Annotated in this window: 19 protein-coding genes; 2 read left to right on the top strand and 17 right to left on the bottom strand. The window is 59.8% G+C overall.

Going from position 1 to position 22,627, the window contains the following annotated elements; translation table 11 throughout:
* Positions 1–17 precede the first annotated feature (17 nt).
* Genes FE782_RS08630 through FE782_RS08620 form a run of 3 tightly spaced genes read right to left on the bottom strand, consistent with a single transcriptional unit; the run spans position 18 to position 2,774 of the window.
* Positions 18–884, bottom strand: coding sequence for a sugar phosphate isomerase/epimerase family protein (locus FE782_RS08630; protein ID WP_238392390.1), 867 nt, complete (start codon positions 882–884; stop codon positions 18–20).
* Entirely contained in the window at positions 881–1,918 is a 1,038-nt protein-coding gene (locus FE782_RS08625; RefSeq protein WP_138193674.1) for a Gfo/Idh/MocA family protein, read from the bottom strand. Before FE782_RS08625 ends, FE782_RS08630 begins: the two co-directional genes overlap by 4 nt.
* A gap of 4 nt (positions 1,919–1,922) precedes the next feature.
* Positions 1,923–2,774, bottom strand: a complete 852-nt coding sequence (locus tag FE782_RS08620) for a sugar phosphate isomerase/epimerase family protein (protein ID WP_138193673.1) — start codon at positions 2,772–2,774, stop codon at positions 1,923–1,925.
* A 227-nt stretch (positions 2,775–3,001) separates the two neighbouring features.
* Between FE782_RS08620 and FE782_RS08615 the strand changes: the two genes are divergently transcribed.
* The gene (locus FE782_RS08615) at positions 3,002–3,910 is read left to right on the top strand and encodes a DMT family transporter (RefSeq protein WP_138193672.1); all 909 of its coding nucleotides are present in this window, start codon (positions 3,002–3,004) and stop codon (positions 3,908–3,910) included.
* A 61-nt stretch (positions 3,911–3,971) separates the two neighbouring features.
* On the opposite strand, the gene FE782_RS08610 is transcribed toward FE782_RS08615, so the two are convergent.
* The 4 genes from FE782_RS08610 to FE782_RS08595 all read right to left on the bottom strand — a co-directional run bounded on the left by FE782_RS08610 (position 3,972) and on the right by FE782_RS08595 (position 7,860).
* Positions 3,972–4,961 carry a rod shape-determining protein gene (locus FE782_RS08610; protein WP_138193671.1) on the bottom strand — a complete coding sequence of 330 codons (990 nt, stop codon included), beginning with the start codon at positions 4,959–4,961 and terminating at the stop codon, positions 3,972–3,974.
* A gap of 73 nt (positions 4,962–5,034) precedes the next feature.
* Positions 5,035–6,003 carry a D-2-hydroxyacid dehydrogenase gene (locus FE782_RS08605; RefSeq protein WP_138193670.1) on the bottom strand — a complete coding sequence of 323 codons (969 nt, stop codon included), beginning with the start codon at positions 6,001–6,003 and terminating at the stop codon, positions 5,035–5,037.
* 190 nt (positions 6,004–6,193) lie between these two features.
* Complete coding sequence (locus FE782_RS08600; RefSeq protein WP_138193669.1) at positions 6,194–7,345, bottom strand: glycosyltransferase family 61 protein; 1,152 nt, start codon at positions 7,343–7,345, stop codon at positions 6,194–6,196.
* Positions 7,342–7,860 carry a tetratricopeptide repeat protein gene (locus tag FE782_RS08595; protein ID WP_138193668.1) on the bottom strand — a complete coding sequence of 173 codons (519 nt, stop codon included), beginning with the start codon at positions 7,858–7,860 and terminating at the stop codon, positions 7,342–7,344. The genes FE782_RS08600 and FE782_RS08595 overlap by 4 nt, the downstream gene beginning before the upstream one ends.
* Before the next feature lie 217 nt (positions 7,861–8,077).
* On the opposite strand from FE782_RS08595, the gene FE782_RS08590 reads away from it, so the two are divergent.
* A complete protein-coding gene (locus tag FE782_RS08590) occupies positions 8,078–9,484 on the top strand; it encodes an S-layer homology domain-containing protein (RefSeq protein ID WP_158299308.1) in 1,407 nt (468 codons plus the stop codon).
* 55 nt (positions 9,485–9,539) lie between these two features.
* On the opposite strand, the gene FE782_RS08585 is transcribed toward FE782_RS08590, so the two are convergent.
* The 10 genes from FE782_RS08585 to FE782_RS08540 all read right to left on the bottom strand — a co-directional run bounded on the left by FE782_RS08585 (position 9,540) and on the right by FE782_RS08540 (position 22,552).
* Positions 9,540–10,430, bottom strand: a complete 891-nt coding sequence (locus FE782_RS08585) for a hypothetical protein (RefSeq protein ID WP_138193666.1) — start codon at positions 10,428–10,430, stop codon at positions 9,540–9,542.
* Between the two features lie 5 nt (positions 10,431–10,435).
* The gene (gene glmM, locus FE782_RS08580; RefSeq protein ID WP_138193665.1) at positions 10,436–11,812 is read right to left on the bottom strand and encodes a phosphoglucosamine mutase; all 1,377 of its coding nucleotides are present in this window, start codon (positions 11,810–11,812) and stop codon (positions 10,436–10,438) included.
* An 18-nt stretch (positions 11,813–11,830) separates the two neighbouring features.
* Entirely contained in the window at positions 11,831–12,592 is a 762-nt protein-coding gene (locus FE782_RS08575) for an NTP transferase domain-containing protein (protein WP_158299307.1), read from the bottom strand.
* Between the two features lie 2 nt (positions 12,593–12,594).
* Positions 12,595–13,521 carry a copper amine oxidase N-terminal domain-containing protein gene (locus tag FE782_RS08570; RefSeq protein WP_138193663.1) on the bottom strand — a complete coding sequence of 309 codons (927 nt, stop codon included), beginning with the start codon at positions 13,519–13,521 and terminating at the stop codon, positions 12,595–12,597.
* 11 nt (positions 13,522–13,532) lie between these two features.
* Positions 13,533–15,362 (bottom strand): glutamine--fructose-6-phosphate transaminase (isomerizing), encoded by a 1,830-nt coding sequence (glmS, locus tag FE782_RS08565; RefSeq protein WP_138193662.1) that lies wholly within the window; start codon positions 15,360–15,362, stop codon positions 13,533–13,535.
* A 42-nt stretch (positions 15,363–15,404) separates the two neighbouring features.
* Entirely contained in the window at positions 15,405–16,760 is a 1,356-nt protein-coding gene (locus FE782_RS08560) for a nucleotide sugar dehydrogenase (protein ID WP_138193661.1), read from the bottom strand.
* Between the two features lie 42 nt (positions 16,761–16,802).
* Positions 16,803–17,612, bottom strand: coding sequence for a response regulator transcription factor (locus tag FE782_RS08555; RefSeq protein WP_138193660.1), 810 nt, complete (start codon positions 17,610–17,612; stop codon positions 16,803–16,805).
* 23 nt (positions 17,613–17,635) lie between these two features.
* A complete protein-coding gene (locus tag FE782_RS08550; protein WP_138193837.1) occupies positions 17,636–19,039 on the bottom strand; it encodes a glycosyltransferase family 2 protein in 1,404 nt (467 codons plus the stop codon).
* A gap of 99 nt (positions 19,040–19,138) precedes the next feature.
* On the bottom strand, positions 19,139–20,308 hold the full coding sequence (locus FE782_RS08545; RefSeq protein WP_138193659.1) for a HEAT repeat domain-containing protein: 1,170 nt from the start codon (positions 20,306–20,308) through the stop codon (positions 19,139–19,141).
* On the bottom strand, positions 20,309–22,552 hold the full coding sequence (locus tag FE782_RS08540) for a hypothetical protein (protein ID WP_138193658.1): 2,244 nt from the start codon (positions 22,550–22,552) through the stop codon (positions 20,309–20,311). It abuts the gene before it with no gap.
* Positions 22,553–22,627 lie beyond the last annotated feature (75 nt).

Below are 22,627 nucleotides of genomic sequence, written 5' to 3'. Positions count from 1 at the left end.
ACGCTCCGGCAAGAAGTTTACGGGGCGACTCGCAAAGACGACAACAGCCCGCGGACGAATTGAAAATCATGCTCCAATCGTTCGTACGGAGGGAACGGCGCGTGACATTCGAGCGTCACCCAACCGGAATAGCCGGTTTCGACCAGCGCCTCGAAGAGCGGCCGGTGATCGGCTCCGCCTTCCCCCATCCGGCTCTGCAAGAACTTCTCCTGGCCGTGGCGGGTCGTGCTCGTGAACGTCCCGGGCGCCCCGACCTCCGCGACGCGAAGTTCATCCTTCACGTGCACGTGGAATAAGTAGCGCCCCAGCTGCAGTACCGAATCCCGCCCGTAATCGGTATCCGTGATGTACATATTGCCCGCGTCATGGATCATGCCGACGTTGTCGCTCTCGATCATGCGAAGCAGCCGCAGGCTGCTCTCCGCGGTTTCGACCAGCGAATCGTTATGGATTTCCATGAGCACCCGCACTTGATGTTTCCTTGCTTCCTCCGCGCATAAGCTCACCCAATGGGCCGCCTTGGCGTAATGATACTCGTTCGCCAGGAACGCGTTCGGCCCGCCGGGGAAGATGCGGATCATGCCGGCGTCGAGATGATCGGCGATGTCGAGCAGCCGCTTGAACTCGTCGAAGCTCTTCCGGGCTTCGCTGTCGCTTGCATCCGAGAAGCCTCCGACGTAACCCGCCAACACGGGGATTTCCAAATCCAAGCTTCGAGAGAGCGCCTGAATCTCCTTCACTCTCGGCAAGCTGGTTCCCGCCGAGAGATGCGGTTCCCGTACCGCGATTTCGATACCGTCCATCCCAAGCTTCTTGGTCAGCTGCATCGCTTCCTGAATGCTGTGCTCGATGAGCACGCCGCTGAACGCCGCGAATTTCATCATCTGCTACCGCCTTCCTTCCCGATATCGATTTCCGCGCCGGCCGCGGCGCTTTCGTAGATCGCTTCGACCAGGCGCACGGCGCGCCATCCGTCCCATCCGGTAATCAACGGCTTCATGCCCGTCTCGATCGACGTCATCACGTCGATCAGCTGACTTTGATGATAATCCGAGACGATGCTCCGGGGATCGGACACGCCCCCGTACGATTCTTCCCGCGTCCAGTTCGGTTCGTCCCAGCCGGGGACGGACCACCGCACGATCGAGGTGCCTTCCAGCTTAATCGTGCCCTCCTCGCCGTAGAGAGAGATCGCCGCGGCGTACCCGGGCCGAATGCTCGTCGAAGCCATCACCGTGCCGAAGGCGCCGCTCTCGAACGTCAAGATCGCGAGTCCCATATCCTCGGCTTCCATCCGGTGGGTCATCGTGGCCGTCTTCCCGTACACGGTGCGGACGTCGCCGGCGAACCAGAGCAGCAAGTCCAAGCAGTGAATCGCCTGATTCATCAGTACGCCGCCGTCCTCCGCGATCGTCCCCCGCCAATCGGCGCTGTCGTAATACGCTTGGCTCCGATAGAACGGAAGCGTCACCTCCGCCAGCAGCAGTCTGCCCAAGGCGCCTTCATCCAGCACGCGCTTAATCAGCTGGTTGTTCGCTTCGAACCTTCGCTGGGAGATGACCGACAAGGTCAGTCCGCGCGACTCGGCGTCTTCCGCCAGCGCGCGCGCGTCCTTCGCGGTCATGGCGATCGGCTTCTCCAGCACGAGATGCTTGCCCGCCGCAAGCACCTCGTGTCCGATCGCGGCGTGGCTTCCGCTCGACGTCGTCACGCATACGATGTCGACGTCGGTTCGGCGAAGCAGCTCGCGATAATCGGTCGTCCAGTCGCAGCGGGCCTTCTCCGCGGCGGATTTCGCCTTGCTCTCGGATCGGCTCGACACGACGGCGAGGACGGCGTCCTCGATCTGTCGAATGGCTTCCATATGCATGTCGGCCACGCCGCCGCAGCCGATGAGCCCGAACCGCCATTGCGCCATCGGTCTACACCTCCTTCAGCAGCGCCTTCAGCGCGTCCAACGTCATCCGCGTGCCCGTCATGCGGCTCCCGCCGTCGGGGACGAAATGCGTCTCGATCGTAAACAAGCCGTCGTATCCGTCCGCCGCGAGCGCTTTCAGCTGCGCGACGACCCGCACGTTTCCGGAGCCCAACGGAACGCAGCGCGATGTCCCCTCCGGTCCGACGTAAGCGTCCTTCAAATGCACATGGCCGAGACAATCCTTGACCGACGCATACCCTGCCGGATAGGCTTCTCTCTGGGCGTACGCCTCGTTGCCCGGATCCCACAGCGCGCGCAGCGCCGGGGAATCGACCGAACGGACGAGCGCGGCCACTTCCGCGGCGACGCCGCCGTTGCAGGATGGTTCGTTTTCCAATAAGAGTTCTACGCCCGCTTCCCCCGCGACGCCTGCCGCCCGCCTCAGATGGCGGACGATCTCCTCCGTATGGCGCTCCGGATGCTCCTCTCTCCAGAAGGAGAAGATGCGGATTCGCCTCGTGCCCAGCAGCTTCGCGATCTCGATCACGCGGTTCAGCTTCTTGAAGTGGGCCTCCACGTCCTCTTCCGCATTGCCGAACGTATCTCCCGCCGCTACGGGTCTTCCCGGATCCAATGCGCACTTGAACAACGGCGACGCCAACGCCGAGACGAACAAGCCCCTGGCCTCGACCTCCCGGCGAATCGCTCTCGCCTCTTCGTCGGTAAGATTCGCGGCGTTGCGCCCGTTCACGACCCGAATTTCCACATGAGCAAGCCCTTGCTCCCTAGCCCAATCCAGCGCTTCCTCCAAGCGGTCGGACACTTCGTCCGTCAACACGCCTACCCTGTCCATCATCGCCGATTCGGCTCCTTTCGTTCCGCTGCGTCGTTTCACATCCCTACTATAGCAATATCCGCGAAGGGAAAGTTGACGTATCTTTCGAAGGTAATGTACATTTTTTAAGCTATTGCCCTTCCGAATGGATCAGGTAATATATAGGAGTGGCATTGCCCCTCGATTGAGGACGATGAGGCGGTTGCGTGTGCCCTTAGGGGTATCGCGTCAAGAAAGGACTTGGTTTCGTGTCCAACCGGATCGTATTTTTGAAGTTGTTCGCGGTTTCGCTCTTGTGGGGTTGTAATTACGTGGCGAGCGCTTATTTGTTACGGGATTTCTCCCCGATCTTCTTGTCCTACTCCAGATTGGTGCTGACATCTTTATTTCTGCTGTCGATCGCGATGATCCATCGGAAGATGCGTCGCCCCACCAAGGGAGAATGGCTGGTATTGTTGTTCGCCGGTTTATTCGGCACGTTATTCAATCAATTTTTCTACTTTATCGGTTTGCAATCCTCGACGGCGGGCAACGCGTCCCTCATTATCGCGCTCTCCCCCATCGCCACGACGTTTCTGGCGAGGCTGTTCCTCGGGGAAGCCGTTACCGCTCGGAAGCTGACCGGCGCGGGACTCGCGCTGACGGGGGTCGTCTTCATCGTGCTGCTCGGCGAAGGCGGCGCGTTCGGGGTTTCGAGCGGCGATCTCATCCTGCTTCTAGCCATGTTGGCGTTATCGGTGAGCTTATTGTTCATTCGGAAGCTGTCGCTTACGATGCCCTCTTATGACATCACCATCTTGGCGACGGTGATCGGCACGCTGCTCATGACCCCGGCCGCGGTATGGGAAGCCAGCCAAGGTCACCTGCATGTCAGCCTCCATGCCTCCATGTGGATCGTCTTGTCGTTGGTCGCTATCTTCGGGCAAGGCTTGGCCGGCTTCTGGTGGAATCAAGGCATCTCCGCGGTCGGCGCCTCCGCAAGCTCGATGTTTATGAACATTCCGCCGTTCGTCGCCATCGTGGTCGCGTACTTCGTCTTGGGCGATGCGATCCGCGCCTCGCAAATCGTCGGCGGAATGCTGATTGTAACCGGCGTCTTCGTCGCGAACGGAGAGAAGAAACGCCGATCGCCGAAACCGCTGGCGCATCAAGCGTAAAAGAAGGAGCCGCCCCGAAGTCGTTCATGACCGGGGGCGGCTCCTATTTCGTTCGAAAACTTTATTTTTCGTACGGGTACAGCTGGCCCGTGCCGATCGCGGTACACTCCAGCGGGCGATCCGCGACATAAACCGGAATGCCCGTTTCTTCCCGAATCCGTTGATCGATACCTTCTAACAATGCGCCGCCGCCGCACAGCAAGATCCCTTGTTCAACGACATCCCCGGCGAGCTCGGGAGGGCATTGTTCCATCGTCGAACGGATCGCATCGACGAGCGTTTCCGCGAAATCCTCGACGAGCGCATGAATTTCGCCCGAGACTAAGCGAACCGAACGAGGCATCCCGTCGATCGCGTCGCGACCGCGAATTTCCAACGAACGCTCCTCCCCGTCCGGGGCGGCCGTTCCGATTCGGATTTTGACGTCCTCCGCCGTTCGTTCGCCGATTTCCAGGTTATGCTTGCGTTTGACGTAATCCATAATGTCTCTGTCGAGCGACATGCTCGCGCGGCGCATCGTATGGCTGGCTACGATGCCGCCCAGCGACAGAATCGCGACTTGGCAGGTGCCTCCTCCGATGTTGAGCACGAGGTGGCCGAGCGGTTCGTGAATCGGAAGTCCCGCGCCGATCGCCGCCGCGAGCGGCTCCTCCACGACGCTTGCCTTCCTCGCCCCTTTGTGCACGATCGTCTCTTCGACCGCGCGCTTCTGCACGTTCGTAATGCCGCAAGGAACGGATATGTATACCTGGGATCCGCGCCATAACGAAGAGCGTCCCTGGATCTTGTTCATGAAATGTTTCAGCATGCTTCCGGTCATGTCGAAGTTGGCGATGACGCCGTTCCTCAGCGGATAGTCGATCGTCACCTGCGGAGGCGCCCGACCGATCATCGCTTGGGCTTCGGCGCCGACGGCCAACACTTCCCCGCTATTCTCCCGGTATGCGACTACGGACGGTTCGTTCAGCACGACGCCTCTTCCTCTTTCGAAGATGACCGTATTCGACGTGCCTAAGTCGATGCCGTACACTTTCTCGAATCTCTTAAACATGCAACCTCTCCTCTTCCTATACGATTCGTAGGAAGAGGGCGGTTTATGGGGGTCCCGCACCTTCGTGAAGTCGCTATTTCGCGCCGGCCGGCCGAACGACATTCGTCGGAGCTCCGTCCAAGAAGCCGCGTACGTTGTCCACGGCTTGGCGAAGCAGCCTCGCTCGCGCTTCCCGACTCGCCCAAGCGATATGCGGCGTGATGACGCAATTCGACAGCCCGAACAGCGGAGACGCCTCCGGCGGCTCCCGAGTCAAGACGTCGAGCGCGGCGCCGGCGAGTCGGCCTTCGCGCAAGGCGTCGGCCAAGTCGACTTCGCGGATGAGCGCTCCCCTAGCCGTATTAATGACGAACGCGGTCGGCTTCATCTTCGCGATCGTCGCTCGGTTGACGAGCTCCCGGGTGTCGTCGGTCAACGGGCAGTGCAGGCTGAGGAAGTCGGACGATTGCAGCACCTCGTCCATATCGGCGAGCTCGATCGGCGACCCCGCGGGCAACGTCTTCGTCCGCGGGACGTACCCCTTCACCTTCATGCCGAAAGCGGCGGCGATCTCCGCCGTACGGCTCCCGATCCGCCCGACGCCGATAATTCCGAGCGTCTTCCCCGCCAACTCCGTTAACGGCGACCGCCAATAACAAAAGTCCGGGCTTGCGCTCCACGCTCCGCCATGAACGGAATCGTTATGTAATCCGACCCGGTTCGTCAACTCGAGAATGAGGGCGAAGACGAACTGAGCGACGGAATCCGTGCCGTAATTCGGGACGTTCGTCACCGTCATGCCCAGCGACTCCGCGGCGCTGACATCGACGACGTCGTAGCCGGTCGCGAGCACGCCGATGTATGTCAGCTTCGGCAGCCGTTCGAGCGACTCCGCGCGCAGCGGCGTCTTATTGGTTAACACCAGGTCGGCGTCGCGGGCGCGCTCGACGACCAGCTCCGCCGGAGTACGGTCGTAGACCGTCACCTCGCCCAACGCATGGAGTCCGCTCCAATCCAAGTCTCCGGGATTTAACGTATATCCGTCCAATACGACGATTTTCATATCCGCTTCGCCTTCTTTCCGCTTTCGCGAGTCCTTCATTTGTCCGATACCTTCATTGCGTTCTTCTGCGCCGCGGCGGTCGATTCCTGCCAGAAAGCAAGAAAAAACCGCCGAGACGATTCGTCAAGGCGGCTTCGAACAGAGCCTCCGAAGCTCCGAACGATCCGATAGACGCCTAACGGCGTTCCCCTTATAAGCACATACGTTTCAACATCGCTTCCAGCGCTGCTAGATTTACCGTTATCGATTCGACGCGGTACCCGACGTCCACCGCCCCCGATCCGATCGGCAATCGCTCGCCTTCGCCGATCAAGTAAAAATATCGGACCCCTACCTGGTTGCTTAGGTACCAATACAACGGGTTCACATAGTTCGGGGAGTACAACTCAAGCAGACGGATGCCCGGCCGGCTAAAGACGAGATTCGCAAGACCCGCTCCATGCGGCGCGACGATCGTTTCGGCCGACGCGAACGCCCGGACCTGTTCCGCTACGGTCATGCGTCCGAGGGTAACGGCCTTGAAGCCGTAAGACCCCAGCATCTCAACGACCTCCGCCTCGTTCGCGACGTTGCGAATTCGGGCGTCCTCTCTGCTGATATAGAGCCGTTCGCGTCCGTTCGAACCGACCGGGTCGACGGGACCCGGCTCCATCAGCTTGGATCGCAAATACCGAACCGCCCACTTCGGCGGAAAATTCGGAACGTAAGGCAGCAGCGAATACATCTCCAACGAAGGGACGATCAGGCGCTCGGCCTTCAAGTGCATGCCGCTCCGGCTCCGGATGATCCGGTCCTCGCCGATCCCGAGCGCCGCCAGCGTCTCCGCGTGGAATCCGGCGGTTCCGAAGTCGTTGAATATATACTTGTCGACGCGAACGCCGCTTTGATCGAGAAGATGGATGCGGGCCAATACTTCGGCCAGCCAATGGTAATAATTGTCGTAGAACGCATATGTTAAGACGGCCACGGTGTCCGCCGAAGAAGCGGCCGGGGGCAAATCGGGCTTTTGGAAAATCGGATGTCTGCTCCGCGGCAGACGATATTGCATCGACACATCCCAGATCAGCTTATTGTCGGGGGAGATGACGGCGATCGTCCCCTCGTCTGACACCCAATACCGCCCGCCGGGCAATACCCCGACGAACGCCTTCTCGGCGGTAACGGCGTCGACGTCGAAGTTGGGATGGCGGTGCGCGTCCAATCCGATCGCCCGATCGAGGCGAACCGTGTCTTCCCCGTAGATGACGTCCTGCAGCTCATAGCCGGGAAGCTTCATCGAACGCGACGCTTCGACCCAGCTCCACAGCGATTCGTAGATGCCGTCCGGAATCCGTTCTCTCATGCCGAACCGCCTCTCGCGCGGTTCAATAACGCCGTCGCCCGTTCATGGCCAGGCTCGCGCTTCAACGCCGTTTCCAACGCCTCGACCGCTTGCTCCGGGAAACCCGTCTTCGCATAACATTCGGCGAGCGACACCCAGATGTCCGCATCGTCCATGCCGCGATCGATGCAATAGCGGAACTCGTCGACGGCCGCTGCGGGGTCCCCGCCGAGCATGTCGGGCGTGTTCAGCAGCATGGCGCCGTTCATTCTTCTGGCGAGAGGCAGCGTCGAATCGAGTCGGAGAGCGACGGCAAGCTCGTCTTCCAATAACGAGAGCAGCTTAATCTTCTCCGTCATGCTGACCGCGGCTTCGATCCGGCGCCCGTGGACCGCGGCCAGCCAAGCATGCGCCTCCGCGCTGTCGGGGTCGGATCGCGCAGCTTGTTGGAACAGCTTGAGCGCTTGCTCGTAATCGCCGCTGCGAAACTTGAGCGATCCGGAGCGAATCAGTTCGCGCGCGTTGTCGTTGGACATGTCGACCACTCCCCTCGAAGACGACTCCCGTTGTATTCTCCCTACAATGGTATTGTTGCGGCCGCTGTCCCGCAACCGGCAATGGCCCGATTGCCGCTTCGGCGGAGGAAAGGGGCGAGCGCCCGCGCTCGCGGGATAGTTTGCTCATGCAGCGCAACCTTTGGCCGCCGATTTCGTCCTAAGAATAGGCCTATATTTCGTGAAAATGAGGGAAGTCATGAAACCGACAATGATTCTGTCCGTCGCCGTACTGATGGCGGCGACGATGTTCGTCCGTCCGACCCAAGCGGAGCCCGACGCCGTCACGGCGATGTGGGCGTGGGACTATAACGCGTCCGTCTCGACGCAGGAACGAAGGGAACGGCTTCTCCGCTTCTCCCGGCAAGTCGACGCGAACGTCCTGTTCGTCGGCACTAGAACGACGCTGGCCGGGGCCGAACCGAAATACGCCGACCTAATCCAACGCGCCCATGCGCAGGGCATCCGCGTGTTCGCGCTTGCCGGCGAGTCCGCATGGGCGCTTACGGAACATCATCCCGCCGCGATTCGGCACATCTCGCAGGTGCTCGACTTCAACGCGCGTCACCCGTCTACTCCGTTCGACGGCATCCAGCTCGACGTCGAACCTTATACGCTGCCGAAATATGCCGACGATCCGGCCGGCATCGGCGCGCAGCTGTTGCGTCTATTGGATACGGCCGGACAATTGGTTCCGGCCGAGATGGAACTGAACGCGGCGATTCCGTTCTGGTACGCCTCGAGTCATCGGCCGAGAACGGTCGACTATAACGGCGTCGAGAAGCCGTTAAGCCATCATATTCTGGACCTCGTCGACTCCGTTTCCATAATGGCCTACCGCGATACCGCGGACGCGCAAATCGAGCTGTCCTCGATCGACGTCGAATACGCCGGCAAGGTCGGTAAGCTTGCTTACGTCGGAGCCGAAACGCTGCCGCCCGACGGCGAGCGGATTCCGGAATTCGTCACGTACAGCGGGAAGAACGTCCATTACATGAACGTTCAGCTGGAAGCGATCCGCCGGCATTATGCGGACCATCCCGGCTTCGGGGGCGTCGCCGTTCATACTTATGATTCTTACCAAGCCATGCTGCAGCAAGAGGAAGAAACGATGGAACGGCAGTTCCGCGAACTGCGGGATGCGGGCATCATGACCGGTTATCCCGACGGCACGACCGGCTTCGGAAAGCCGACGACGCGCGCGGAGGTAGCCGCGATCGCCGCCAGAATCGCCGGGTATACGGAAGCGACGTTGGAAAGGCCGGCGGAGGCCGCCTTCCGCGACGTATCGCCGCGGCAATGGTTCTACGGTTGGGTGGAATCCGCCCGCCGGATCGGGGCCGTTCAAGGAAGAGGCGATCGAACGTTCGAACCGAACGGCATGATCACGGTCGAAGAAGCGTTCAGCGTCATGGCGAAGACGATCGGTCTCGCGGAAGATCGGAACGCGGCCGTGCCGGGCGCTTCCGATTGGGCGCAGGGGTGGATCGGAGCGATGGCGAACGCCGGCTACGAAGACCGACGGCCCGGGTACCGGTACGAGATGGCTCGCGAAGAGTTGGTCGAGCTGGCCTATGAGACGTATCGACTGAAGCGACGCGAATGAACGACGAAAACGGTCTACGGCGAGATACCCGCCGTAGACCGTTTTCCGTTCCGGATTACCAAGATTCCAACGCGGCCCGCTTCCACGTGTTTTCCGCGACGCAAATGTATAAATATCCGTTATCCCAAGCCAATTCCCCGACCTTCCCCTCCGCGGAAGAGGATGCGGGCGTCTTGGCTCGGCGGATGCGAATGCTGTCTCCGTCCACGTCCAGCTTCGACGCGGGGTCGGTATTTCCGATGCCGACGTTCCCGGCGTCCCGAGCGATGAACAACGGCGTATCCAGCGCCTCCCCCGCGTCCGAATAGCGGACGATATGGAAATTCGAGCCGGCGTCCGCCCCGCTCTCCTCCGTCGCATCGGAGCGGATCGCCCATCGGGGCGTCGTCACGTTGCCCTTCTCGGTTTTCGCGAACTGGAAGTCGCGCGTCACGCCTTCCGAGCCGGCGACGCGGAGAATACCGTCGACGACGTTGAAGTTCGAGGAATGCGTCCGAATGTCCGCCACATCCTGATCGAACGGAATTTCGAAACGGGTGAACAGCTGATTCGCCTGTTCGCCGTCCGGCGACATTGTCGTTTCGATCGAAATATGATTGTGATCCGCCTGGTTCGGGTCGTTCGCCTTCGCATGCGCGACGATGGCCGCCTTGTCCATTCCTTTCTCGTCGGCCCAGGCGAGCGCGGGCTTCGCGCGGTCCTCCGTCCATTGCAGACGAATCAAATCCGACAGATGACCTTCGGAATACACCCATTTCTGATCGGTAGACAGATGGAACCTCTCGTTATGCGGCACCTGCAGCCCCCCGCCCGGCAGCGGCGACTCGACGAAGGGCGCCGCGGCGCCACCGCCCCCGTCGCGACTTTCGGAGGCGTAGACGATGCCTCCGGCGATTCCGGCGACGAGCCCGACCAACAGCGTTCCCGCGATAATATGTAGTTTCATATCCGCTACACCGCGCTGTAGGCCAGTTCGCGCCGGATCGTCTCCGCGATGCGCTCCGCGTGCGCCGACAGCTCCCGTTCGTCGGGTCCTTCGACCATGATCCGAACGAGCGGCTCGGTGCCCGAAGGACGGACCAACACTCTCCCGGCGCCGCCCAGCCGGCGCTCCGTCTCCCGGATCGCCTTCCGAATGTTTTCGTTGTCCGCGAGCTTGCGCTTCTGCTGCACCGGGACGTTCAACAGCAGCTGCGGGTACGCGGTCATGCCTGCGGCCAGCTCGGATAACGGCTTGCCTTCGGACGCCATGACATCCAACAGCTGCACCGCCGCCAGCATGCCGTCTCCGGTCGTCGCGTAATCGAGCAAGATCATATGACCGGACGGTTCGCCGCCGAGATTGTAGCCGCCGCCGAGCATCCGTTCCATAACGTACCGGTCGCCCACCTTGCACTTGACCACGTCGATGCCCCGGTCCTGCAACGCCTTCCCGAACCCGAAATTGCTCATCTCGGTCGTTACGACCGTATTCCCGCGCAATCGGCCGGAGCTCCCCATCGACTGAGCCAGCGCGTATAAGATGCGGTCGCCGTCCACGATGCCGCCGTTCTCGTCGACGGCGATCAACCGATCGGCATCCCCGTCGAAGGAGAGACCCAGATGCGCCTTCCGCTCCAATACGGCGTTCCGAATGAATTCGGGATGCGTAGACCCGCAGCCCTCGTTAATGTTTAAGCCGTTCGGCTCGTTCGCCAACGGGATCGTTTCCGCGCCCAACGATTCGAACAACCGCGGCGCCAGCGCCGAAGCCGCGCCGTTCGCGCAATCGAGCACGACGCGCAGCCCGTCGAGCCGATGCCGAGCCGTCGACCGGAGATGCGAGATATACTGCTGCGCGCCCTCCGGGAAGGACAGCAGCGTGCCGATGTCGCCCCCGACCGGGCGAGGCGCGAGTCCGATGGCCCGATCGGCTTCCGAATCCGCCGCGAGGAACGCTTCGATCTCGGCCTCGAGCCGATCCGATAGCTTAAAGCCGTCCGGGCCGAACAACTTGATCCCGTTATCCCCGAGCGGATTGTGGGATGCGGAAATCATAATGCCCGCGTCCGCATGGTACGTCTTGGTTAAGTACGCGACCCCCGGCGTCGGGATGACGCCGGCCTGCAGCACGTCCGCGCCGATCGACAGCAAGCCGGCGACGAGCGCGGCTTCGAGCATGTCGCCCGAGATGCGGGTGTCTTTACCGATTACGATCCTGGGCCGTCCGTCCTGCTTCTCCCGCGTCAGGACGTACCCGCCGAATCGGCCGACGCGGAACGCCAGCTCCGGACTGAGCTCCGTATTCGCCGCGCCTCTGATTCCGTCCGTTCCGAAATAAGTTCCCATACCTCTCCTCCTCCTTCGTTAGACGACCGCCTGCATCAGACCGCCCAGCGCTTGTTCCGCTTCCGCCAATTGGGCGCGGGTATTGATTCCGATCGCTTCCGTCGGGTCGATCAACGTCAACGACTCGAGCGGCGGCCGTTCGTTCGCGGCTCCCGTCCTCCGCAGGGCGGCGACGATATCCGTTAAGTAATACTCCTGCTGCGCGTTCCGATTGCGGATGCCCGGCAGCGCGCGGAATAAACTCTGATTGTCGAAGCAGAAATTGCCGGTGTTGACCTCGCGAATCCGGCGCTGCTCGGGAAGCGCGTCGCGATCCTCCACGATCGAGGCGACATGGCCCGTGAACGGATCGCGGACGATTCGTCCGTATCCGGTCGGATCGTCGACGAGCGCGGTCAAGACGACGCCGGGGCAGCGCGTATAACGCTGCAGCTTCATCAATCGTTCCATCGTCGAAGGCTTGAGCAACGGCGTGTCGCCCAAGAGGACGAGAGTCTGTCCTTGCTTGCCTTTCAACAACGGCGCCGCTTGCCGGACGGCGTGCGCGGTTCCGAGCTGCTCGCGTTGTTCGACGTACGTGACTCGGCTGCCGAGCTGCGCCTTCACGAGCTCTCCGCGGTAGCCGACGACGACGAAGATGTCGTCTACGTTCATGTGTTCCAGCTTATCGACCAGATGTTCGATCATCGGTTTGCCGCCGACGCGGTGAAGCACCTTCGGAAGATCGGATTGCATCCGGGTCCCTTTGCCGGCCGCCAAAACAATCGCATACGTTCTCATCCTCATTCTCCTTTTCGTTCGCGGGACATCCATTCCGGAAAGCCGTGAACCGCGGTTCCCCGGAAGCCGCGGTAATTCTGGAAATGTCGCCGCGTCTTCTCCAGCTCCCGTTCCATCGTCTCGATTCCTTCTTCATGGAACGTCGTCTTCTCGGCCTCGTCGTTCGGCGCGACCTCCACGCCGACGACGACCGCCTTGTCCGCCGACGTCGCTTCGTCCACCATCGCGGACGCGTGGGCTACGATGCCGTCGGACCCTTCCGCGCGATCTCGGTAGTCCATCAGCACGACCGTGTCGAACCGCTTGAACATCCAGGCGCCGACGGAAAATCGTTCGTATCCCGGGACTTCGATTTCATGAATCCAAAACGGTACGTCCACCGACGCCTCCAAGCCCCCGATCCGGCGAGCCTCCCGAGCGGCGTAATCCAGATTGGCGAGCCATTCCTCGAGGAGGCGCGGCGCGTCCGTCTCCCATTCGGGCAATAAGTACGGTTCGATGTCCAAGTGAATGCCGCTGAAGCGGGCTTCCTCGTCGACGTCGGTGTTATAGCGGGCGACCCATTCCAGGAACGATTGAAGGTGCTCCCGCTTCTCCCTCCATCCCCAGGACGGATCGCCGGCCAACGCCTCCACTCGGATGCCTTGTTTCCCTGCTTGGGCAATGAACCGAGCGTACTCGCCCGGCGAAACGTTCTCCCGGTCGACGTACAAGTAGATGTGGGTGACGCCGTTTCGTTTCGAAAAATGCAAGATGTCTTCCGCTTGCTCGACGACGGACGCCGCGTCCCAGATCCAAGTCCCCTTCTGCAGGGGAGGGCGCCGGTCCCCGTTCGAGACGAACGCGGCGATCAGCGAAGCGAGCGAAACGGCGGCAACGAGTAAGCCAAGCGCGAAACGTCGTTTTCGAACGAACGTACGGAAATTCACCGAGCTCGCCGTTATTCGACGGTGACGCTCTTCGCTAAATTTCTTGGCTTATCGATGTCGTTGCCTAACGCTAACGAAGTGTAATACGACAGCAGCTGCATCGGAACGACGGCCAGAATCGGCGCGAACAGTTGATGCGTCCGAGGAATGAAGCACGCTTCGTCCACGCTGTCGAGCAGCTCCACGTTGCCGTCGACCGTCACGCCCATGACGCGCGCCCCGCGAGCCTTCGCTTCCTTAATATTGCTGACCGTCTTCTCGAACAGCTGTTGATGCGTGACGAGCGCGATGACCGGCGTTCCCTCCTCGACCAGCGCGAGGCTGCCGTGCTTCAATTCCCCCGCCGCATACGCTTCGGAATGAATGTACGAAATTTCCTTCAGCTTCAACGATGCTTCCAGCGCCACCGCATAATCCAGTCCTCGCCCGATGAAAAATACGCTGCGCCGATCCAGGATCGACTCCGCGAACCACTTGATCTCGTCTGCGTTCGCAAGCAGCTTCTCCACCTGGTGCGGCAGCTGCTTTATGCCGTCGACCAAAGACGACCGCGTCTCGTCGTCCAGCGTGCGAAGCGTCTGCGCGAAGTACAGCGCCAGCAATTCGAACGCCAGCAGCTGAGCGGTATACGCCTTCGTGGAAGCGACCGCGATCTCGGGTCCCGCCTTCGTGGCGAGGACGTAATCCGCTTGGCGCGCGATCGTGCTGCCGGCGACGTTCGTGACGGCGAGCACCTTCGCTCCGCGGCGTTGACTCTCCTGCAGCGCGGCGATCGTATCCGCCGTCTCGCCGGATTGGCTGACGACGATCACGAGCGTGTTGTCCGACACGATCGGGTCTCGGTAGCGAAATTCGGATGCGATGTCGATCTCGACGGGGATCCGGGTGAGCGACTCGATCGCGAACTTGCCGACGAGCCCCGCGTGATAAGCGGTCCCGCAGGCGACGATGTACATTTTCTCGATTCTCTGAAGCTCTTGTTCCGTTAACGGGATCTCCGGCAAGACGATCCGATTCCCGCCGTCGATGCGGCCGGCCATCGTATTTCGCAGCGTCAACGGCTGCTCGTGAATTTCCTTCAGCATGTAATGCTCGTACGGACCCTTTTGCACCTGCTCTTCGTCCCAATCGATTCGATGGAGCTTCCGGTCGACCGGTTCTCCGGTGTCGCCCTTCACGATGTCGATGCGGTCTAGCGTCAGCGTCGCTACGTCGCCGTCCTCAAGGATATACACATCCTTCGTATGCTCGAGAATGGCGGAGATATCCGAGGCGATGAAGTTTTCTCCTGCGCCGGCGCCGATGACGAGCGGGCTCGCCTGCCGGACGGCTACCAGCTTGTCGGGCTCGTGCTGCGTGATGACGCCTAAGGAGTACGCGCCTTGAAGCTTGCGAATGACCCGACGAACGGTAGAGACGAGTTGGCCGTCATACAAATCGGCGATCAAGTGGACGATCACTTCCGTATCGGTCTCGGAGGCGAACGAGACGCCCTTGCGCACGAGCTCCTCCTTGATCTCGAGATAATTTTCGATAATGCCGTTATGTACGATGGAGAAAGCTCCCGACATATCGGTATGCGGATGCGAATTCGCGTCCGACGGTCCCCCGTGCGTCGCCCACCGCGTATGGCCGATGCCGATCGTTCCCCTCACGGGCATCGTCTTCAGCTTGCCGTCCAAATTCGCAAGCCTTCCTTCCGCCTTTCGAACCTCCAAGCCCCCGGGCTCCAGTACCGCGATGCCCGCGGAGTCGTATCCGCGATATTCCAGCTTGCTCAGCCCGTTCACTAGAATCGGCTGCACGTCCCTCTTTCCGATGTAACCTACGATTCCGCACATATAAATTTTGGTTCTCCTCTCCGTTATGTCTCTATCTTAGGATCAGACGCCGACGGCCAGCTTCGCTTCCGACGACTTGATGCCCGTGCCTAATTTGTAGATGTTGTCCGATTGAATGCCGGCGAAGGCGTTGCGCGTATCGATGATCGGCACGCCCAGCGCGGCGAGCTCATGGTAGCTGAAGCAACGGTGATTCGTGATGAACACCATGCAGTCGTACCGGGCGAACGCCGCCGGATCGTACGCGACGGAGGTTACGACGGCGCCGCGCTCGTCCTTGAAGGAGGTGGCGTAAGGGTCGTAGTAGTCAACGAAGGCTCCGCTACCTCGGAACAGCTCGTACACCTCGAGACCGGGCGACTCGCGCAGATCGTCTACGTCAGGCTTATACGCCATGCCGAGGATGAGCACCTTCGAATTTCGAATCGACTTGGCGTACTTATTAAGCACCTGCGCGGTCTTGGTGAGTACGTACTCGGGCATATTGTCGTTGATCGATTGCGCCAGCTCGATAAACTTGCTGTAGAATCGATATTCCTTCGCCTTCCACGACAAGTACATCGGATCGAGCGGGATGCAATGGCCGCCGATGCCCGGGCCGGGGTGGAACGGCATAAATCCGAACGGCTTCGTCGAGGCGGCGCGAATGACTTCCCAGACGTCGATCTCCATCCGGTCGCACATCATCGCCAGCTCGTTGACGAAGGCGATGTTGACGCTTCGGAACGTGTTTTCCAGCAGCTTCGACATCTCCGCGACCTTCGGGCTCGACACCGGAACGACCGTCTTCACGACGTGTCCGTACAGCAGGACGCCGAGCTCCTTGCACGCCTCCGTGGTGCCGCCGATCACCTTCGGGGTGTTATAAGTGTTGTAATTGCGATTTCCGGGATCTACCCGCTCCGGCGAGAAGCACAGGAAGAAATCCTTGCCCGCCGTAAGGCCTTGCGCCTCCAGCTCGAATTGGATCAGCTCCTCCGTCGTGCCGGGGTACGTCGTACTTTCCAACACGATTAAAGTCCCTTTTTGCATATGCTTCTTGATTTCGTGAACGACGCTCTTGATGAACGATGTATCCGGGTCTTGATTTTCGCTCAGCGGCGTCGGCACGCAAATGCTGATCATGTCGAGCTCCTTCATGACGTCGTACGCCGACGTCGGGAAGAACATCCCGGCGTTCACCGCGTCGGCCACCGCCGCGTCGGGCACGTCTTGGATGTACGACTTCCCCCGTCGCAGCGAGTCCACCTTGCGTTCGTCCGTGTCGATGCCGAAGACGATGAACCCGCCCTTCACCATCTCCATGCTCAGCGGCAGCCCGACGTAGCCGAGTCCGACGACGCCGACCTTGGCGGTTTTATTTTGCAGTCGGTCCTTCAAACGGTTGAAATACATCATAGAAGTTCCACCTTTCGATTCGTTAGAATAGTAACGTTAAGATTACGAAAATTGCAGCTTTCGGATCCTCCACTCCAATTCGGAGATCGAGAACGGCTTCGTGACGTAATCCGAAGCCCCCATCTCGAAGGCGCGGTTCATGTCTTTCGTCGTCTGCTTATCCGTCAGTACGATCACTTTGCCGTCTTTGTCCGTCTCCTCTTGAATCCGGCCGATGAGCTGATACCCGTCGAGCACCGGCAAATTAAGCTCGGTAATGACGACGTCGGGCGCGAACATCGAGAACTTTTCCAACGCTTCCGAGCCGTCCCTAGCTTCGTATACTTCATACCCTTTCAGCTCCAGGCGCAGCTTAATGAACTCCCGGCTCGTCTCCTCCGTGTCCGCGAGCAGAATCGACGAAGCGCTCCGGTTCGCCGGCTGCTCGAGAAAAATTCGGATTTCCCTGCTTCTCCCTCTCGTCTGGGTCGCCGCCGCCACGAGCTGCGACACGATCGACTCCTCCGGTTCGCCGGCTTCCGGGAAGGCGGCGACGAGGAGATGCCCGTCCAACAGGCGGTGATGCTCGAGAAACTCCTTGCACACTAAGGATAAGTAATGCGTGCTTGCCAAGCTCCGCCCTTCCAATACGACGCCCAGCACTCGGGATGGTTCGTCGTAATAACATTCGGTGGACAGCTCCGGCTCGTGCTTGGCCAAATACGACTGCAGCTGGACTAGAAATCTTGGATTTGAATTCGTGCATGCGGCCAGCATCACCCCGCACGCTTCGTTCTTGGCGTACCCTTCTCGGGTCAGGCGATACAGCTGCCGGCTAAATTGATGAACGGAATCTTGAACCATCACGGTCATACGATGTCACTACCTTCCACGGATCAGGATTTATTAAAGTTCGTTCGCACCATCGTTCCCCACGAGTTGTTGTTGCGGAAGAAGTCGATGTGCCCCATGAGCCTCCACCACACGCCGATCTGTCGGTACCCCAGAAACATGAAGAACGAGTATAAGAGCATCTTGTTCAGGTCGCCGACGGTCGGATACCGGCTGAAGGTCGTCTCCTCGATCAGCAGCGCGCCGAGGCTGAGCAGGAAGCAGCAGAAGAAGTTCACGAGGGCGAAGATCGCCAGCGTCGTCCAATCCGTCATGCTTAAGAGCGTATACCCTACGATCGCCAGCAGTCCGGAAATGCGAATATACGGATTTAACGTCTCGAAGAGGATGTTATAAGGCAACGTCAACAGACCGAACACCTTGTACCTCGGACGAAAAGCCATGTGGACGCCTTCCTCGATCATATTTTTCAAGTTTCCTCGGCCCCAACGCTTCCGTTGGCTGCTCAGAATGCGGTACGAATCCGGCGCTTGCGTCCAGCAGACCGCGTCCGGACAGAAGGCGACCCGATACGGGATGTCGTTCTCGAGGCAGTACCGGTGCAGCTTGATGACGATGTTCATATCCTCGCCGGGATAGCCCCCCCGATAGCCGCCGACCGCGATCACCTTGTCCTTCTGGAACACGCCGAAGGCGCCGGATACGATGATCAAGCCGTTAATGGCGCTCCACCCGATTCTTCCGCCTAAGAATGCCTTCAAATATTCGACGTTCTGCAGCGCGGGAAGCAGCCGCTTCGGGAATCGAATGTTCTTCACGATGCCGCCCTCGACCGTGCAGCTGTTGACGATGCGCACGTTCCCGCCGACCGCGACGGTATCCTCGGGATTTTCCATGTACACCCTGGCGATGCGAGTCAAGGCGTCCTTCTCGAGCAGCGAGTCCGCGTCGATCGTAGAGATCAAGTCGTAATGGGATAGATTGATACCGGCATTGAGCGAATCGGCCTTGCCTCCGTTCTCTTTATCGATGAAATACAAGAACGGGTACTCGGGATTGTGATAGACGCCTCGAATGTCCGCCGTTTTGATTCGATGGTTCAGCATCGGGCGAATGCGCTCCAGCCGGAACTGCTCGATCATGGTCCGGAAGGTGTCGTCGTTCGAGCCGTCGTTAATGACGATCACCTCGTATTCCGGATAATCGAGGGATAAGAGCGATCGGACGTTTTCGATAATCGTCAGCTCCTCGTTGTAAGCGGGAACCAACAAAGAAACGGCGGGCACATGCCCCGAACCGGACAGCTTCTTCACCCGGTTATAGCGGATTCCTCGCTTCAGCGCGAACATATTGCGAATCGACAGGCCGAAAATGAGAAAGTAAATCGCGGTAATAACGATAACGTATAGGACCGCGAAGACGCTGTAGGCGAATAAGAAATCTCGCAATCCGTTCAACCATGCGCTCTGCTGCAAATAGTATTCGATGATGCGAAATAGATCGTTCCACACGTTGGTATTTTCCCCTCTTTTCCTCGGACGACTGGACTACACGACGCGATAGATTCTTTTGTTTCTGCCGAACGTCTTCTCGTATGCGTACAGCAATGCGTTGTACCGGGTCAGGCCGTCGAGCGTATCGAGCCGCTCCGACAACGCGGCGAGCTCCTCCTCGATTCGATCTTGCAAGGCGGTGCCTTCTCCTCTCTCCCGCTGTTCCCAGGCGGAAGCGCAGAACAGCTCCATGCCGGGTAACCCGAGCCCGAGCAGCCCTTCCGCTCCGGCGGCTACGACGCGCGGATCCGTGTCCAGGAGGCAGGAACGCATCGCGTCCGCATACGTCGGCTGCGACAGATCGCGCAAGGCGCCGGCCGTCAGGAGTCGTACGTTCGCGCTCGGATGTTCGAGCAATCGCGCGACGACGTGCTTCGGCAGCATCGCGGACGATTTCAGATACAGCTCGATCGCTTTCTCCTGAATGTCCGCGTGCTCGGAGTCGATGCAGCGGTAGACGGCCGCCGCGAGGTTCGGGTTCGACGCGCCGTTCAAACCGGCGAAGGCGATGCGAACGAGCGACGGATGCGGCTCTTGCAGCAATTCGGCGAACAAGGCCGTTCGGTCGATCCGCGCTTCCTCGACGATATCCGCGAGCAGATCGGGGAAGCTCTTCCCCTTCGTCGTCATGATCCGTAACATCTCTTTCACATCCTTCGCGTCTTGCGCGCACTTCGCGACGGCGCGAGCGATGACGAACAACGTCGAGTCGAGTCGATGATGCCGCAGCATCTCCAACAACGCCGGAACCGCCTCCTTCGCCCTCATGCAGCCTAGATGATACGCGGCGTCCACCCGCTCGCGATAACTTCGCCCGCGCAGCCGGTTCAAGTGAGCGCGGACGAAGCCCAATCGTTCGCATAACTCGATCAGCTGATCTCTCGGTTCGCCCGACAGCGCCTCGATCATGTCGTTCAACCGATCCTGCAGCGCGTTCGACTCGACGGCGCTCATCTTCATCGGCGGGGTGCGCAGCCGTTCGCCGCCCGCAACATTCGTTTGAATGTAAACGAGATAATCCCGGAACTTCCTGTGGAACCTCTCCCGCGTCTTGCGGATTCGAATGTGATGCAGCTTCACGCAGTACAGGACCAAAGCAAGGACGAGGTTGACGGCGATTAAGCCATATAAGAAATAGACGGCTGCATTCAAATTCGTATACACCTATGGAGCTCCTTCCGTAACGGGGGTATTCACTTCCTTCATAGCTTCCTGCATGAGGTAATAGCTTTGTTTCGGCCGTTCCACATACTTCACGTCGACGTCCTCCCACCCCTCCCACTTATAAAGGGGGAGCGTCGAAACGGGATACGGCTCCGCGTTCGAGCCTGAAGGCATGCCGATGAGCTCGCCCGTCGTATTGTCCGCGATCCAAGGGAACAACAGCACGCCGTCGACGAAGCTGGTTCCCAGCTTGCCGTTCTTGACGTCTTCGTAGTTGATCGCCTGCAGCGAGCTGGGATCGGCGAACCCGAGCAGCATCCAAGGGATTCGGAGCTCGACGACCTCTCCGTCGGTTTGCCACATCGCCTTGGAATCGTAGTCCGGATCTTCCGGGTCGCTCGTCCCCCGGATCAGTTCGCCGACGTCGACGTCCTTGAACGGATGCTCGAATCGGGAATCGGGATATTCCAGCTTGTAGCTCACCACGAGACGCCATGGATGGAACAGCCCCGAGTCGTCCCGAAGCGCCTGCGGATCGACCGGCTCCATCCCGGCGTGGCGATAGAGCCGCGTATGGAAATCGTAATTGGAAGCGATTCGAATGCGTCCCGCCTCTTCTCCCGACAGCTCCACGACCGTCTCCAACCCTTCGTCCAGCGTCAAACCTCGCAGCTCCTCCGCGTGCCGGTTGCCGCCGGGGAGCGTATCCGATCCGATATAGACGGTCTGTCTCGCGGGATCGAACGGCTCGGACAATCGAAGCAGAAGGTACAGGTACCCTTCGTCGTGGGAAACCCGGATGTCCTCGAACCCGGCCGCTTCCATCTCTAAACTCTTCCATTCTCCGTCCTTCAATCGTTCCCAATCCGACGGGTCTCCGTCGATCAGGATCGTCTCCGCCTTGCTCGGGTACATCCCGAGCACGCCGAAGAACGCTTCGTTCGTCAGCGCGTTGTACCAATATGCTCTGCGGTCGGGAACGTCGTACTGCAGCGTGTTCCACGTTTTCTTGAACCACTCGTCCTGCCACGTAAACAGAATCGCCCCGGAATAGCCTTCGGAGTGAATGTGCCGAAACAACTCGCGATCGATCTCGCCTTGGCGCGCTTCGTTATGACCGCCCTGGTCGCGCCCCAGCAGACCCGTATGCGCGACGCCCTGCGACGCCGGAACGCCGAACTCGGTAATCATGATCGGGAGCTCTCGGTGATGCTGCTTCAGCCGATGTATGTACGCCAGGTAGCTATCGATCTCTCCTTCGTCGTTGGTCATCGTCTGATACGTAGCGTCGAACGCGAAGAAATCCGGATAGTACGGATATACGTGGTAGGAAGCGAAATATCCGGCCCCCCAATCGACGGCTTCGACATGGAGCGGGTCGACGGAGACGAGATCTTCTTCGAATAACGGCTCGCCGGGATGCTCCAGCGGATCGGTCGTCACCCAATTGGAAAAGGCGATCGGATGCTGCCACCCGTGCTCCCGCTCGGATTGCGCCGCGATATCGACCATCTCGGCCAACCAACGTTCGAAGGGGCTGGCTTCGGGTTTGCTTCGGAAGTGTACGCCTTCGTACGCGGGGACGTCGGGATGCAGCCGGTTCGTCCGATCCACCATCTTGGGATCCCATTCAGTGCCCAGAATCCATCCCATCAAATACGGTCCCGCGTTAAAAATATACGTGCCGCTCGCCTTCCCCGAATGCGGATCGGGCTCGAGCTTCGCCTTGCCGTATACGGCTCCTACCGCGTCCCTGATTTCTTGCTCGAATTGCCGCTTCACGTCCGGCTCGAACGCGTCCTGACCCTCGATCAACTGTTCCTCCGGGCTCCACACGCCCTGGATGAAGAACAACGGATCTCCGTCGCGCTTCGCGTTGTATGCGACCAATGCCTCGTAAAATTCCGGCTTTAGAATCGTATAAACACGGATCACGTTCGCTCCCATCTCTTGAATCATGCCGAACCATCGCATGTACTCTTCTTTCGTGACGGCGAGTTCTCCGGGGAAATGTCCGGGCGTAGTCGCGCCGAGGTTGACCCCCTTCGCGAAGTAAGGCTGCCAAGCTTGATCGGCGTATACTTCGATCTGCGAGCCTTCGGCTCGAAACTTCGCGCGGACGCCTTCTTCGATTTCGGCGCTTTCGACTTTGGCCGTCGGCGGCCAGAACGAATAGGCCGTCGCGGCCGCCGCGACCGTGCCGATCAAGGCCAACAGCGAAAGTTTCTTCGACATCTTTTTCATCGTTCACTTCCCTCTGCTAGAAACCTCGTTTCTTGACGATTTTTGTTGTTTGCGAAATTATCGTACAGCAGAAGG

This window comes from Paenibacillus antri, assembly GCF_005765165.1.
Lineage (GTDB): Bacteria > Bacillota > Bacilli > Paenibacillales > YIM-B00363 > Paenibacillus_AE > Paenibacillus_AE antri.
This window is presented reverse-complemented; position numbering and strand designations above follow the sequence as displayed.